The organism is Streptomyces sp. NPDC058619, assembly GCF_042717785.1.
GTDB lineage: Bacteria > Actinomycetota > Actinomycetes > Streptomycetales > Streptomycetaceae > Streptomyces.
Map to the genome: position 1 here is coordinate 137,868 of NZ_JBHXQN010000002.1, position 14,599 is coordinate 152,466.

Annotated in this window: 9 protein-coding genes; 4 read left to right on the top strand and 5 right to left on the bottom strand. The window is 73.5% G+C overall.

Annotated elements, in window-relative coordinates; translation table 11 throughout:
* Positions 1 to 109: 109 nt before the first annotated feature.
* Positions 110 to 1,621 carry a 30S ribosomal protein S1 gene (gene rpsA / locus ACFWTC_RS02655; protein WP_383915203.1) on the bottom strand — a complete coding sequence of 504 codons (1,512 nt, stop codon included), beginning with the start codon at positions 1,619 to 1,621 and terminating at the stop codon, positions 110 to 112.
* A 351-nt stretch (positions 1,622 to 1,972) separates the two neighbouring features.
* On the opposite strand from rpsA, the gene ACFWTC_RS02660 reads away from it, so the two are divergent.
* Together ACFWTC_RS02660 and ACFWTC_RS02665 are read left to right on the top strand one after the other, a co-directional pair.
* Entirely contained in the window at positions 1,973 to 2,833 is an 861-nt protein-coding gene (locus tag ACFWTC_RS02660; RefSeq protein WP_383915204.1) for a class I SAM-dependent methyltransferase, read from the top strand.
* A 2-nt stretch (positions 2,834 to 2,835) separates the two neighbouring features.
* Positions 2,836 to 5,544, top strand: a complete 2,709-nt coding sequence (locus ACFWTC_RS02665) for an ATP-dependent RNA helicase (RefSeq protein ID WP_384025365.1) — start codon at positions 2,836 to 2,838, stop codon at positions 5,542 to 5,544.
* Here ACFWTC_RS02665 and ACFWTC_RS02670 read toward each other — a convergent pair.
* The 3 genes from ACFWTC_RS02670 to ACFWTC_RS02680 all read right to left on the bottom strand — a co-directional run bounded on the left by ACFWTC_RS02670 (position 5,534) and on the right by ACFWTC_RS02680 (position 8,318).
* Complete coding sequence (locus tag ACFWTC_RS02670) at positions 5,534 to 6,520, bottom strand: DUF3068 domain-containing protein (RefSeq protein ID WP_384025368.1); 987 nt, start codon at positions 6,518 to 6,520, stop codon at positions 5,534 to 5,536. The two genes, ACFWTC_RS02665 and ACFWTC_RS02670, sit on opposite strands and share 11 nt — an antisense overlap.
* 14 nt (positions 6,521 to 6,534) lie before the next feature.
* Entirely contained in the window at positions 6,535 to 6,675 is a 141-nt protein-coding gene (locus tag ACFWTC_RS02675) for an SPW_0924 family protein (protein WP_383915207.1), read from the bottom strand.
* Positions 6,676 to 7,013: 338 nt separating this feature from the next.
* On the bottom strand, positions 7,014 to 8,318 hold the full coding sequence (locus ACFWTC_RS02680) for a lytic murein transglycosylase (RefSeq protein WP_384025371.1): 1,305 nt from the start codon (positions 8,316 to 8,318) through the stop codon (positions 7,014 to 7,016).
* A 251-nt stretch (positions 8,319 to 8,569) separates the two neighbouring features.
* On the opposite strand from ACFWTC_RS02680, the gene ACFWTC_RS02685 reads away from it, so the two are divergent.
* Positions 8,570 to 9,457 carry a DUF4184 family protein gene (locus ACFWTC_RS02685; RefSeq protein WP_383915209.1) on the top strand — a complete coding sequence of 296 codons (888 nt, stop codon included), beginning with the start codon at positions 8,570 to 8,572 and terminating at the stop codon, positions 9,455 to 9,457.
* 30 nt (positions 9,458 to 9,487) lie between these two features.
* Here the strand turns inward: ACFWTC_RS02685 and polA are convergent, their stop codons facing one another.
* Positions 9,488 to 12,208: a DNA polymerase I gene (gene polA, locus ACFWTC_RS02690; RefSeq protein WP_384025373.1), complete on the bottom strand. Its 2,721-nt coding sequence runs from the start codon at positions 12,206 to 12,208 to the stop codon at positions 9,488 to 9,490.
* Positions 12,209 to 12,313: 105 nt separating this feature from the next.
* Between polA and ACFWTC_RS02695 the strand changes: the two genes are divergently transcribed.
* Positions 12,314 to 14,584 carry an FdhF/YdeP family oxidoreductase gene (locus ACFWTC_RS02695; protein WP_383915211.1) on the top strand — a complete coding sequence of 757 codons (2,271 nt, stop codon included), beginning with the start codon at positions 12,314 to 12,316 and terminating at the stop codon, positions 14,582 to 14,584.
* Positions 14,585 to 14,599 lie beyond the last annotated feature (15 nt).

A 14,599-nucleotide genomic window follows, 5' to 3' on the forward strand; every position in this document is an offset into this window, starting at 1 on the left:
CGCGCGGGCACAGCAGTAAGGCCCGCCCCCCTGAGGGGACGGGCCTTACCTTTCAGCTCTGTTCAGCTCTGCTCTGCATGCTCACACCGGGGTGCGAAGCGTGCTGCGATCAGCTCTGGCCGCCGGCCAGCTTCTCGCGGAGCGCGGCGAGGGCCTCGTCCGACGCCAGGGCGCCAGAGGTCTCGTCCGACTCCGAGGAGTACGAACCGCCCGAGATGCCCGCGCTGACGTTGCCGCCACCCGCGGCCGGAGCGGCAGCGCCCTCGGCAGCGGCGGCCTCGTCGGCCTCGCGGCTCTTGATGACCTGGGCCTGGTGCTGCTCGAAGCGCTGCTGCGCCTCGGCGTACTGGCCCTCCCAGGCTTCGCGCTGCTTGTCGAAGCCCTCGAGCCAGTCGTTGGTCTCGGGGTCGAAGCCCTCGGGGTAGATGTAGTTGCCCGCGTCGTCGTAGGACGCGGCCATGCCGTACAGGGTCGGGTCGAACTCGACCGACGCCGGGTCGGCACCGAAGGACTCGTTGGCCTGCTTCAGCGACAGCGAGATCCGGCGACGCTCAAGGTCGATGTCGATGACCTTGACGAAGATCTCGTCGTTGACCTGGACGACCTGCTCCGGGATCTCCACGTGGCGCTCGGCCAGCTCGGAGATGTGGACCAGACCCTCGATGCCCTCGTCCACACGGACGAACGCACCGAACGGAACCAGCTTGGTGACCTTACCCGGGACGACCTGACCGATCTGGTGGGTCCGGGCGAACTGCTGCCACGGGTCTTCCTGCGTCGCCTTCAGCGACAGGGAGACGCGCTCGCGGTCCATGTCCACGTCGAGGACCTCGACGGTGACCTCCTGGCCGACCTCGACAACCTCGGACGGGTGGTCGATGTGCTTCCAGGACAGCTCGGAGACGTGCACGAGACCGTCGACGCCGCCCAGGTCCACGAAGGCACCGAAGTTGACGATCGAGGAAACGACGCCGGAGCGGACCTGACCCTTCTGCAGGGTGGTGAGGAACGTCTGGCGCACCTCGGACTGGGTCTGCTCGAGCCAGGCGCGGCGGGACAGGACCACGTTGTTGCGGTTCTTGTCCAGCTCGATGATCTTCGCCTCGAGCTCCTTGCCCACGTAGGGCTGGAGGTCGCGGACGCGACGCATCTCGACGAGAGAGGCCGGCAGGAAGCCGCGGAGGCCGATGTCGAGGATGAGACCACCCTTGACGACCTCGATGACGGTACCGGTGACGATGCCGTCTTCTTCCTTGATCTTCTCGATGGTGCCCCAGGCACGCTCGTACTGAGCGCGCTTCTTCGAGAGGATCAGGCGGCCTTCCTTGTCCTCCTTCTGGAGAACCAGGGCCTCGATCTCGTCGCCGACCTTGACGACATCGTTCGGGTCGACGTCGTGCTTGATCGAGAGCTCGCGGCTCGGGATGACACCTTCGGTCTTGTAACCGATGTCGAGGAGAACCTCGTCCCGGTCAACCTTGACGATGACTCCATCGACGATGTCGCCATCGTTGAAGTACTTGATCGTCTCGTCGATCGCCGCGAGGAACGCGTCCGCGTCGCCGATGTCGTTGACCGCAACCTGCGGAGTGGTGGCGGTGGTCTCGGTGCTGCTCGTCATGTGGGAAAGGGCTCCGGTTACGGACAGAAAGTCGTAGGTACTGCTACGCCGGGAGCCCTTATCGGCATCTGCCGAAGCCGGACAGCCAAGGAGACCCCCGTTCCGCAGATGCGGAGGGGCCTCGAAAACCGAGGGGACCTCAACAAATACAAGCGCAGCCTGCTAGGTCTGAGGAGCACAGGCTCGCAGCGCAACTTGTAGCATACGGGGACAGCCGGACAGGGTCAATGCGCGAAGGCGCACACCACGGGCGGATCGCCGCATTACCGGCACAATTCGTAGGTGTGGGCGCCCCTATGGGACTTCCCTGCCGGTTCCAGCAGACATTCGCAGACTACGACGACGGGCCCCATGAACCAAGAGGACTACGCCCACGAAGACGCCCGCGGAGCCGATCCGGCCCCCGAGGACGACGCCGAGGCCACGCGGCGTGACGCCGGGGAAGCGGAGAGCAGCCGGGCGGCCCGCGGCTGGTGGGACCGCAACGCCGACGACTACCAGAACGAGCACGGCGCGTTCCTCGGCGACGACCGCTTCGTCTGGGGTCCCGAGGGGCTCGACGAGGCCGAGGCCGCGCTGCTCGGTCCCGCCGGATCCCTCAAGGGCAAGGACGTCCTGGAGATCGGCGCCGGCGCCGCGCAGTGCTCGCGCTGGCTGGCCGCCCGGGGCGCCCGCCCGGTCGCCCTCGACCTCTCCCACCGCCAGCTCCAGCACGCCCTGCGCATCGGCCGCCCGGACCTGCCGGTGGTCCGGCTCGTGGAGGCCGACGCCGGCCGGCTGCCCTTCCGGGACGGCTCCTTCGACCTGGCCTGCTCCGCGTACGGCGCCGTCCCCTTCGTCGCCGACCCGGTGAACGTGATGCGCGAGGTCCACCGCGTCCTGCGGCCCGGCGGCCGCTGGGTCTTCTCCGTCACCCACCCCCTGCGCTGGGCCTTCCCCGACGAACCGGGTCCGGAGGGACTGTCCGTCTCCGCGTCCTATTTCGACCGGACCCCGTACGTCGAGCAGGACGAGGAGGGCCGCGCCGTCTACGTGGAGCACCACCGCACGGTCGGCGACCGCGTCCGCGACGTCGTCGCCGGCGGCTTCCGCCTGCTCGACCTGGTCGAGCCGGAGTGGCCCGCCTGGAACAGCCAGGAGTGGGGCGGCTGGTCCCCGTTGCGCGGCAACCTGATCCCCGGCACCGCGATCTTCGTCTGCGAGCGCGACTGACCGTGTCCCCGACCCCGCGCACCCGCGACCTCGACGCCCTTCCCGTACGGGAGGCCCTGCCGGCGCTCACGGCCGCGCTCGACGGCCCCGGCACCGCCGTGCTGTGCGCGCCGCCCGGCACCGGCAAGACCACCCTGGTGCCCCTGGTCCTGGCCGGCCTGGTGGGCGGCGGGCCGCGCCGCCGGGTGGTGGTCGCCGAGCCCCGGCGGATCGCCGCCCGGGCGGCGGCGCGGCGGATGGCCTGGCTGCTGGGCGAGCGGATCGGCGCCTCGGTCGGCTTCACCGTGCGCGGGGAGCGGGCCGTGGGCCCGTCGACCGCCGTCGAGGTGGTCACCACGGGCGTCCTGCTCCAGCGGCTCCAGCGGGACCAGGAGCTGGCGGGCGTGGACGTGGTGGTCCTGGACGAGTGCCACGAGCGGCACCTCGACGCCGACACCGTCGCCGCCTTCCTGCTGGACGTACGGGAGACCCTGCGGCCGGAGCTGCGCCTCGTGGCAGCCTCGGCGACGACCGACGCGGCGGGCTGGTCCCGGGTGCTGGGCGGCGCGCCGGTGGTGGAGGCCGCGGGGACCGCGTACCCGGTGGAGACGGTCTGGGCGCCGCCCGCCCGCCCGGTGCGGCCGCCGCACGGGATGCGGGTGGACCCGGCGCAGCTGGCGCACGTGGCGTCGGTGGTGCGGCGGGCGCTGGCGGAACGTTCCGGTGACGTGCTGTGCTTCCTGCCCGGCGTCGGGGAGATCGCCCGGGTCGCCGGGCAGCTGCGCGGGGTGGACGCGGAGGTGCTCCAGGTGCACGGCCGGGCCCCGGCGGCCGTGCAGGACGCGGCGCTGACGGCCTCGGAGCACCGCCGGGTGATCCTCGCGACGGCGGTCGCGGAGTCGAGCCTCACCGTGCCGGGGGTGCGCGTGGTGGTGGACTCCGGGCTGGCGCGCGAGCCCCGGGTGGACCACGCGCGGGGGCTGGGCGCGCTGGCGACCGTACGGGCGTCCCGCGCGGCCGGGCGCCAGCGGGCGGGGCGGGCCGGCCGCGAGGCGCCGGGCGCGGTGTACCGGTGCTGGACCGAGGCGGAGGACGGCCGGCTCCCCTCTTACCCGGCGCCCGAGATCCGTATCGCCGACCTGGCCCAGTTCGCCCTGCAGGCCGCGTGCTGGGGCGACCCGGACGCGACCGGGCTGGCGCTGCTGGACCCGCCGCCGGCCGGGGCGATGGCCGCGGCGCGGGAGGTGCTGCGCGCGGTGGGCGCGGTGGACCCCGCCGGGCGGCCGACGCCGCGCGGGGTGCGCATGGCCCGGCTGGGGCTCCACCCGCGGCTCGCCCGGGCCCTGCTCGACGGCGCCCCGGCCCTCGGGGCCCGGCGGGCGGCCGAGGTGGTGGCGCTGCTGAGCGAGGAGCCGCCGCGGGAGTACGGGGACGACCTGGCAGGCGCGTGGCGGGCGGCCCGCCGGGGCGGCGACGCCTACGCGGCCCGCTGGCGGGCGGAGGCCGGGCGGCTGGAGCGCGCCGCGGGATCCACGGGCGCCGGTACGGGGTCCACCGGCGACGGCGCGGGATCCACGGGCAGCGGTACGGGGTCCACCGGCGACGGCGCGGGATCCACGGGCAGCGGTACCGCGGGGGCCGTGGGCGGCCGCGCAGCGGGGGCCGCGCGCGGGGACGGCGCGCGGCGCTCCTCCCTTGACACCGCGGGGCGCTCCTCCCTTGACGCCGCGGGGCGCTCCCCCGGTGCGGCGCTCCCCGACGACGCCGCAGCCGGGCTCGTCGCCGCGCTCGCGTTCCCGGAGCGGGTGGCGCGGGCGCGGGGCGAGGGGGCGTTCCTCATGGCGTCCGGGACCGGAGCCGAGCTCGGCGACGGGTCGCGGCTGCGCAGCGCGCCCTGGCTGGCGGTGGCGGTGGCGGACCGCGCCGCGCACGCGGCCTCGGCCCGGATCCGGCTGGCCGCCGTCATCGACGGGGACACCGCCCGCCTGGCCGCCGGGCACCTCCACTCGGACGCGGAGGAGGTGCGCTGGGAGGACGGCGACCTGGTGGCCCGCCGGGCCGAACGGCTCGGGGCGATCGAGCTCGCCGTCCGGCCACTGCGCGCCCCGGATCCGGCGCTGGTGCGCGCGGCCCTGCTCGACGGGCTCCGCACGGAGGGCCTCGGCCTGCTGCACTGGTCCCCCGACGCGCGGGCGCTCCGGGCCCGGCTGGGCTTCCTGCACCGCACCCTCGGCGGCGGCTGGCCGGACGTGGCGGACGACGCCGCCCTGCTGGACCGGGCCGACGACTGGCTGGAGCCCGAGCTGTCGCGGGCCCGGCGCCGCTCGGACCTCGGCCGGATCAGCGCCGCGCAGGGGCTGAACCGGCTGCTGCCGTGGGCCACCGGGGAGGCGTCCAGGCTGGACGAGCTGGCCCCGGAGCGGATCGGGGTGCCCAGCGGCTCCCGCGTCAGGGTGGACTACGCCGGGGAGCAGCCGGTGCTCGCCGTGAAGCTGCAGGAGCTGTTCGGGCTGGCCGAGACGCCGCGGGTGGCGGGGGTGCCCGTACTCGTCCACCTGCTGTCCCCCGCCGGGCGGCCCGCGGCCGTCACCGCCGACCTGGCGTCGTTCTGGCGGGGCGGCTACCGCGCCGTCCGCGCCGAGTTGCGCGGCCGGTACCCGAAGCACCCGTGGCCGGAGGACCCGGCCACGGCGGAGGCCACCCGGTACACCAGCGCCCGGCTCAAGCGCTGAGCGCGCCGTCCCCGCCGTCCGGTCGGCGCCGCCGGCCCCGGCCCTCCAGCCACAGCGCGAGCCCGAGGAACACCAGGCCGCCGGCAGCCAGGCCGGTGGGGGCGTACGTGTGGAGCGCGAGGACCTTCGTACGGTTCGCCCGGACAAGGTCGACGGTGTAGTCGCTGTAGTCCTCGCGCATCTTCACGTGCCCGGCGAAGGCGGTGATCTTGCCGTCGGGGGCCGCCGCCGCGAACCCGCCGCGCATCTCCTGCTGGATCTGCTGCTCGGCGTTGACGGGCGCGCCGGTCACCGGGTCGACCCAGAACATCGCCTTGGTCGTGTACCAGAGGCTGGTGCCGGTGGTCTGTTCGAGCGTCGTCGGGTCGATGCCCTCGATGGGCATCTTCTTGGGCATGGGGACCTTGGTCCAGGGGACGGTCTGCTCGAAGTAGTAGACGTCCATGCCCTTGAAGGTGCGCGGGCCGACGTAGTGGATCGGCGACGAGGTGCGGGTCTGCGCGTCGAAGTAGAGGTAGTCGCGCGGCTCGGTGAAGAAGGGCCACTTGAACTCGATGCCCTCGCGCTTGACGGCGTCCCCGTCGACCATCTCGCCCGTGGCGTGCACCGGGTCCTGGGTGTGGGCGTCGAAGATGTAGCGCTCGGGGATCTGGGAGACCGTCTTCCCGTCCGGGCCCATGATGTGGGACAGGGTGTCCCACACGACGACGTCCCGGCCCGCGCTCGCCTCGATCTCCCTCGAGGCCTCCACGTTGCCCTTGAGGGTCTGGACGATGGTGACCTTGTCGACCTTCTTGGGCTTCATGCCGTCGAGGTAGTCGATGAGGGTCGCGTCCTTCGCCTCCAGGACCATCTCCTGGTACTGGTTCGGCGGGATCTTCGCGAGCCGCGGGTACGCGTACCAGCGCAGCAGCGGCGCGAGGGCCGCGCAGAAGACGGCTAGGGCCAGCAGGACAAGGCTCGCTCTGCGTCGCATCGCCGGGCCCTCCTCTACTTTCCGGGCGCGGGGGGCGCGGTGGTGAGCAGGGGCTTGGGGGAGGTCTTGCCCTCGGGCGCCCCGAGCGCCGTGACGGCGAGGACGAGGAGCACCGCGAGGACGAGCCCGCTGGCGGCGGCGATGAACGGACGCATGCCGGGCCTCCGGAATCTGATAGGGCGTCAGGGCGGAGGCACCGTAGCAATGCGGGGACGAGATGAGAACCGTCTGGGCCCCGGATCCCGGGAACACCCCTGACCTGCGCGGCCGAACACCGGGGCGGGGAGGGCGGGGGTACCGGACCGCCTCGCCGGAGCGCGCTCGCGGGTGATGCGCGCTCGGGCGCCGCGCGCTCGGGCGCCGTGTCGCCTCCGGCGAAGGGGCCGGGCGGCGGGCGGACGGCGGCGCCCGGCGCCGTCGGGGCACCGGGCGGAGCCGGGCGGCGGGCGGAGCCGGGTCAGGTGACGCGCCCCGGCTACGACTACGGCTCCGGCTACGGGGTCGGCGCGACCGGGCGCGTGGCGGAGGGGGACGCGGACGGCGAGGCGGTCGGGCCGGGCTCCGGGGACGCGGTGGGCTTCTGCGTCGCGGCCGTCGACGGCGTCGCGGCCGGCTTCGGGGACGCGGTGGCCGTCGGGGACGGCGTCGGCTCGGGGGTGGGAGTCGGGGTCGGCGTCGGGGACGGCGTCGGGGGCGGCGTCGGCTCGGGGGTGGGAGTCGGGCTCGGGCTCGGGGTCGGCACCGGGGTGGGGGCCGACGGGGGCGTGGGAGACGGCGTCGGCTTGGGGGGCTGGGTCGGCGTCGGCTTCGGGGTGGGCCGGGGGGACGGGGTGGGGTCCGGACCCGGGTGCGGGCCCGGCTTCGGCTGTGCGGCCGGGGCGGCCGGACCGGTACCCGCGCCGACGCCCGTGCCGGTGCCGCCGCCCTTGCCGTCCGGGACCTCGTGCGCCCCCTTCAGGTAGTACGCGAACCAGGACCGCACCGTCCGCAGGTACTCCGTGGACTGGTTGTACGAGAGCACCGCCCGGTCGAGGTCCGCCGCCACCCGCAGGTCCCGCGTGCCGGCGCACAGGTAGCGGCCGGCCGCGAGGGCCGCGTCGTGCACGTTGTTCGGGTTGCGCCGGCCGTCGCCGTCCGCGTCCTGGCCCCAGGCCGCCCAGGTGGAGGGGATGAACTGCATCGGTCCGACCGCGCGGTCGTAGCGGGCGTCGCCGTCGTAGGCCCCGCCGTCCGTGTCCGAGATGTTCGCGAAGCCGTTGCCGTCGAGCACCGGCCCCAGGATCGGCCGCAGCGTGGTTCCCGCCGCGTCGACCCGGCCGCCGCGTGCCTGCCCCGACTCGACCTTGCCGATCGCCGCGAGGAGCTGCCAGCGCAGCCCGCACCCGGGGTCGCTCTCCCCCACCGTGCGCTCCGCGTTCCGGTACGCGGCGAGGACGCTCGCCGGTATCCCCTGCGCGCCCTCGCCCGCGCCGGTGACCACCTGCTCCGCGCCCGGCCCGGTCGCCGCCGCGGCCTGCCCGGCCGGCGCGGGAGCATCCGCCGACGCGGCGTCCGCGGGTGGTACGACGGGCAGCGCCTCGGGGCTGATCAGCGGGGGCAGTTCGGTGAAGTAGGAGGAGTCGCCGCCGGAGTGCGCCTCCGGGGCGGACCGCGCGCTGTCCTCCCCGGCCGCCGCGATGCGGTCCGTGCCGCCCGCGCCGGGCCCCTGGGAGGCCGTCACCGCGGCGACCACCAGAGCGGAGACCAGGGCGGCGGCGCCGCCCCTGCGCAGCCTGCGTCCGAATATTCGAGCCGCCATGAGCCGGACCCCTCCCCCTCGACGTCCGCGTGACCCTATGTCAGATCGCTGCACAGGGCACGCACCACGGTACGGAGTTTCACCACATCCCCACGTCCCTGCGCAGGTCACGCATACTGTCCGGACCCTCAGGGCCCATTGGCCCGAAGTAACCGAAGTAAAGGGCGGGTCTCCGGCCCCCGGCCCCGACACCCCTCCGCACCAACCACCAACCACCACCCACCGCACACCGCACACCGAGAAGAGGCGCCATGCCGTTCACCCTCAGCCATGCGGCCGCCGTCCTGCCGGCCGTCCGCCGGACCGGCCGGGCGCGCGGCCCGCTCGTGGCCTCGGCGCTGGTCCTCGGCTCGTTCGCGCCGGACACCTTCTACTTCGCGGACGCGGTCGTCGGGGGCGTCATGTCGTACGGCTCCTTCACCCACACGCTGACGGGCGTCCTCACCGCGGACGCCGTCCTCACCGCGGTCCTCGCGGCGTGCTGGCTGCTGATGCGCGAGCCGCTGGTCGCGCTCCTCCCGCGCGGGCAGCGGGGCCGGGTGTACGCCTTGCTGCGGGGTGAGCGGTGGCGCGGCCGCCAACTGCCTCTGCTCGCGGCGTGGTTCTACCTCTCGGCGGTCATCGGCTCCCTCACGCACGTCGTGTGGGACAGCTTCACCCACCTGGACCGGTGGGGCACCAACGCGCTGCCCGCGCTCGGCGAGCCGGTCGCCTTCGGTCTGCCCCTCTACTCGTACCTGCAGTACGGCAGTTCGGCGGTCGCCGCCTGCGTCCTGCTCTGGTTCACAGCGACGGCGCTGCGCCGGATCCCGGCCGCTCCGGCCCCGGCGTCCGTACCGGTGCTGACCCGCGCCGAGACCGTGGGCGCGCTCGTCCTGGTCGTGGTGGGCGTGGCGGCGGGGGTCACGGTGCGCGTGGTCCGCTTCTTCGCGTTCTCCGACCGCATCGGCCATCCGCTCGACATCGTCCCGACCATCTGTTTCGGCGCGGGCGGCGGGCTCGCCGTGGCCCTGCTGCTGTTCGGGGTCCTCGTCCGGCTGCGGCACCGCCACGACCGTACGGCGCAGGGCGCGGACCCGAGCTCCGACACCGACGCCGGAACCGACGCGGACGCGCGAACGCCCGTCCCCAGCGCGTAGCGGGGACGGGCGCTCCACACCTGGCGGACGTCAGTGCGCGGCGGACTCCCAGTCGGGGCCCACGCCCACCGACACGTCCAGCTCGGCCCGCAGGTCGGCGGCGGCGCCCATCTCGCGGCGCACCAGCTCCTCGACCCGCTCCCGCTCGCCCGGGGCGATCTCCAGCACGATTTCGTCGTGGACCTGGAGGAGCATCCGCGACGACAGCCCGGCCCCGGTGATCGCCTGGTCCACGCGCAGCATGGCGACCTTGACGATGTCGGCCGCGGTGCCCTGGATCGGGGCGTTGAGCGCCATCCGCTCGGCGGCCTCACGGCGCTGGCGGTTGTCGCTGTTGAGGTCGGGCAGGTACCGGCGGCGGCCGAAGACGGTCGCCGTGTACCCGGTGGCGCGGGCCTCGTCGACGACGCGCTGGAGGTATGCGCGGACCCCGCCGAACCGCTCGAAGAAGGTGTCCATCAGGCCCCGCGCCTCGGCGGGCTCGATGTTCAGCTGCTGGGCCAGGCCGAAGGCGGACAGCCCGTACGCCAGCCCGTACGACATGGCCTTGATCTTGCGGCGCATCTCCGCGTCGACCTGGGACCGCTCCACCGCGAACACCTGGGAGGCGACGGTGGTGTGCAGGTCCTCGCCGGTGGCGAAGGCCTCGATCAGGCCCGCGTCCTCGGAGAGGTGGGCCATGACGCGCAGCTCGATCTGGCTGTAGTCGGCGGTCATGAGGGACTCGAAGCCCTCCCCGACGACGAATCCGCGGCGGATGGCGCGGCCCTCGTCGGTGCGCACCGGGACGTTCTGCAGGTTCGGGTCGGTGGAGGACAGGCGGCCGGTCGCGGCGACGGTCTGGCTGAAGCTGGTGTGCACCCGGCCGTCGGCGGCGACGGCCTTGACCAGGCCCTCGACGGTGACGCGCAGCTTGGCCTGCTCGCGGTGGCGCAGCATGATGACCGGCAGCTCGTGGTCGGTCTGGGTGGCGAGCCAGGCGAGCGCGTCGGCGTCGGTGGTGTAGCCGGTCTTGGTCTTCTTGGTCTTCGGCAGGTCCAGCTCGCCGAAGAAGACCTCCTGGAGCTGCTTGGGCGAGCCGAGGTTGAACTCGTGGCCGACCGCGCCGTGCGCCTCCTTCACCGCCTGCTGGACCGCGCCGGCGAACTGCTGCTCCATGGCGTCCAGGTGGTCGCGGTCGGCGGCGATGCCGGTCCGCTCCATCCGGGCGAGCAGTTCGGACGTCGGAAGTTCCATGTCGTGGAGCAGCTCGGTCGCGCCCACCTCGTCGAGCTTGCCGGTGAAGGCGTCGCCCAGGTCGAGGACCGCGCGGGCCTGCGCCATGAGCGCGTCCGCCTCGGCGGTGTCGTCGGCGCCGAAGGCGAGCTGGCCGTCGGCGGCGGCGGGGGCCAGCTCGCGGTGCAGGTACTCGTTGGACAGGGCGTCCAGGGCGAAGGAGCGGCGGCCGGGCTTGACCAGGTAGGCGGCGAGGGCCGTGTCCATGGTGACCCCGGCGAGGGTCCAGCCGTGTTCGGGGAAGACCCGCATGAGGCCCTTGGCGTTGTGCACGACCTTGGGCTTCGCCGGGTCCGCGGCCCAGGCCGCGAAGGCCCGCTCGTCGGCCTCGTCCACGGCGTGCGGCTCGAACCAGGCGGCCGCGCCGCCCGCCGCGGCGAGCGCGATCTCGGTGACCTTGCCCGCGCCGAGGTTCCAGCTGTCGACGGTGGCCACGCCCAGCGGTCCGCCCGCGTGGGCCTCCAGCCAGGGGGCGAGCTCGCCCGCGCCCAGGACGGAGCCGTCCAGCTCCACGGCGGGCGCCGGGGCCGGGGCCTCCTCCTCTGCGGTGCCCGGGTCCACGGCGAGCAGCCGCTCGCGCAGCGAGGCGTTGCGGATCTCCAGCACGTCCAGTACGCCGAGCATCCCGGCGCGGTCGTACGGGAGGCGGGTCAGGTCGGCGGGGGTCTTGGGCAGCTCAACGTCCTTGACCATCTCGGTCAGGACGCGGTTGAGCTTGACGGCCTCCAGGTGGTCCCGGAAGTTCTGTCCGGCCTTGCCCTTGACCTCCTCGGCGCGTTCGACGAGCTCTTTGAACGACCCGAACTGGGTGATCCACTTGGCGGCGGTCTTCTCGCCGACGCCGGGGATGCCGGGCAGGTTGTCGGACGGGTCGCCGCGCAGCGCCGCGAAGTCCGGGTACTGCTGGGGGGTGAGGCCGTACTTCTCCTCGACCTTCTCCGGGGTGAACCGGGTGAGCTCGGAGACGCCCTTGGTCGGGTACAGCACGGTGGTGTGCTCGGACACCAGCTGGAAGGAGTCGCGGTCGCCGGTGACGATCAGCACGTCGAAGCCGAGGGCCTCCGCCTGCGTGGCCAGCGTCGCGATCACGTCGTCGGCCTCGAAGCCGTCGACCGCGAACCGCGGCACGTTCATCGTGTCGAGGAGCTCGCCGATCAGCTCGACCTGCCCCTTGAACTCGTCGGGCGTCTTGGAGCGGTTCGCCTTGTACTCGGGGAACTCCGTCGAGCGCCACGTCTTGCGGGACACGTCGAACGCGACCGCGAAGTGCGTGGGCGCCTCGTCGCGCAGCGTGTTCGCCAGCATCGACGCGAAGCCGTAGATCGCGTTGGTCGGCTGTCCGGTCGCGGTCGTGAAGTTCTCCGCGGGCAGCGCGAAGAACGCCCGGTACGCCAGGGAGTGCCCGTCCATGAGCATCAGGCGGGGGCGGTCCGCCGCGGTCGTCTGGTCCGTCTTCTGCGCTGCTGTCTCTGCCACGCCCCCGATCCTAGGCGCCCCCGCTGACAATTCCGGCGTCGGCGATGTCGGAGGACCGTGACAGGATCGGTCGTGTACGCGCATAACTGCTCGAAGGGGAGCGACATGGCCACCAAGCCGCCCGCAGGTGATCCGGTACAGGACGCGCCGCAGGTCGCGCCCCCCAAGCACGCCGCGGCGGGGCTGCCGGCGATCGGGCACACCCTGAGGATCGCGCAGCAGCAGATGGGCCTCGCGCGTACCGCCCGCACCCTGCTCAAGGTCAACCAGAAGAACGGCTTCGACTGCCCGGGCTGCGCCTGGCCCGAGGGCGACGAGCGGCACACCGCCGAGTTCTGCGAGAACGGGGCCAAGGCCGTCGCGGAGGAGGCCACGCTGCGCCGGGTCACCCCGGAGTTCTTCGCCGCGCACCCCGTCGCCGAGCTGGCGGCGCGGTCGGGGTACTGGCTGGGGCAGCAGGGCCGGATCACCGAGCCGGTGTACCTGCCGCCGGGCGGCGACCGGTACGAGGCGGTGTCCTGGGAGCGCGCCTTCGCGATCATCGCCGAGGAGCTGCGCGGACTCGCCTCCCCCGACGAGGCCGTCTTCTACACCTCGGGCCGCACCAGCAACGAGGCCGCGTTCCTCTTCCAGCTCTTCGTCCGCGAGTACGGCACGAACAACCTCCCCGACTGCTCCAACATGTGTCACGAGTCCTCGGGCTCCGCGCTGAACGAGACGATCGGCATCGGCAAGGGCAGCGTCTCCCTGGAGGACCTGCATCAGGCCGACCTGATCATCGTGGCCGGGCAGAACCCGGGCACCAACCACCCCCGCATGCTGTCCGCCCTGGAGCGGGCCAAGTCGTCCGGCGCGAAGATCATCTCGGTGAATCCGCTGCCCGAGGCCGGGATGGAGCGGTTCAAGAACCCGCAGACCCCGCTCGGCATGCTCAAGGGCACCGCGCTGAACGACCTGTTCCTCCAGATCCGCATCGGCGGCGACCAGGCCCTCTTCCGGCTCCTCAACAAGCTGGTCATCGCGGCGGGCGGAGCCACCGACGAGGCCTTCATCCGCGAACACACCCACGGCTACGAGGAGTTCGCCGCGGCCGCCGCAGAGACCGACTGGGAGGAGACCCTCGCCGCGACCGGCCTGACCCGGTCCGAGATCGAGCGCGCCCTCGCCATGGTCCTGGCCTCCGAGCGGACCATCGTCTGCTGGGCCATGGGTCTCACCCAGCACAAGCACTCCGTCGCCACCATCCGCGAGGTCGTCAACCTGCTGCTGCTGCGCGGGAACATCGGCCGGCCCGGCGCCGGGGTCTGTCCGGTCCGCGGCCACTCCAACGTTCAGGGCGACCGCACCATGGGGATCTTCGAGCGCCCCGCGCCCGCCTTCCTCGACGCCCTCGACCGCGAGTTCGCGATCACCTCTCCGCGCGCCCACGGCTTCGACGTCGTCCGCTCCATCCAGGCCCTGCGGGACGGCGAGGCCAAGGTCTTCTTCGCCATGGGCGGCAACTTCGTCGGCGCGACCCCCGACACCGAGGTCACCGAGGCCGCGGTCCGCCGCGCCTCGCTCACCGTGCACGTCTCCACCAAGCTCAACCGCTCCCACGCGGTCACCGGCCGCCGCGCCCTGATCCTGCCCACCCTGGGCCGCACCGACAAGGACAACCAGGCCTCGGGCCGGCAGTTCGTCACCGTCGAGGACTCCATGGGCATGGTCCACTCCTCGCGCGGCAACCTCGCCCCCGCGGGCCCACGCCTGCTCTCCGAGCCCGCGATCGTGGCGCGCATGGCCCGCGCGGTCCTCGGCGAGGCGTCGAAGACCCCGTGGGAGGAGTTCGAGCGGGACTACTCCGCCATCCGCGACCGGATCGCCCGCGTGGTCCCCGGCTTCGAGGACTTCAACGCCCGCGTCGCCCGCCCCGGCGGCTTCCGGCTGCCGCACGCCCCGCGCGACGAACGCCGCTTCCCGACCGTGACGGGCAAGGCGAACTTCACCGCCGCTCCCGTCGAGTACCCGAGGGTCCCGGCCGGACGGCTGCTCCTGCAGACCCTGCGCAGCCACGACCAGTACAACACCACGATCTACGGCCTCGACGACCGCTACCGCGGCATCACCGGCGGCCGCCGCGTCGTCATGGTCAACCCCGAGGACGCGGCGGAGCTCGGGCTCGCCGACGGCGCGTACACCGACTTGGTCAGCGAGTGGAGGGACGGGGTGGAGCGGCGCGCGCCCGGCTTCCGCGTCGTGCACTACCCGACCGCCCGGGGCTGCGCGGCCGCCTACTACCCCGAGACCAACGTGCTGGTCCCCCTCGACTCCACCGCGGACACCAGCAACACCCCCGCGAGCAAGTCCGTCGTCATCCGCTTCGAACCGGCCTGATAGAACGACCTCAGG

What these genes read in the sequence shown, in the direction of transcription:
- rpsA (WP_383915203.1), bottom strand. Translation starts at nt 1,621, where the DNA reads ATGACGAGCAGCACCGAGACCACCGCCACCACTCCGCAGGTTGCGGTC.
- ACFWTC_RS02660 (WP_383915204.1), top strand. Translation starts at nt 1,973, where the DNA reads ATGAACCAAGAGGACTACGCCCACGAAGACGCCCGCGGAGCCGATCCG.
- ACFWTC_RS02670 (WP_384025368.1), bottom strand. Translation starts at nt 6,520, where the DNA reads ATGCGACGCAGAGCGAGCCTTGTCCTGCTGGCCCTAGCCGTCTTCTGC.
- ACFWTC_RS02675 (WP_383915207.1), bottom strand. Translation starts at nt 6,675, where the DNA reads ATGCGTCCGTTCATCGCCGCCGCCAGCGGGCTCGTCCTCGCGGTGCTC.
- ACFWTC_RS02680 (WP_384025371.1), bottom strand. Translation starts at nt 8,318, where the DNA reads ATGGCGGCTCGAATATTCGGACGCAGGCTGCGCAGGGGCGGCGCCGCC.
- ACFWTC_RS02685 (WP_383915209.1), top strand. Translation starts at nt 8,570, where the DNA reads ATGCCGTTCACCCTCAGCCATGCGGCCGCCGTCCTGCCGGCCGTCCGC.
- ACFWTC_RS02695 (WP_383915211.1), top strand. Translation starts at nt 12,314, where the DNA reads ATGGCCACCAAGCCGCCCGCAGGTGATCCGGTACAGGACGCGCCGCAG.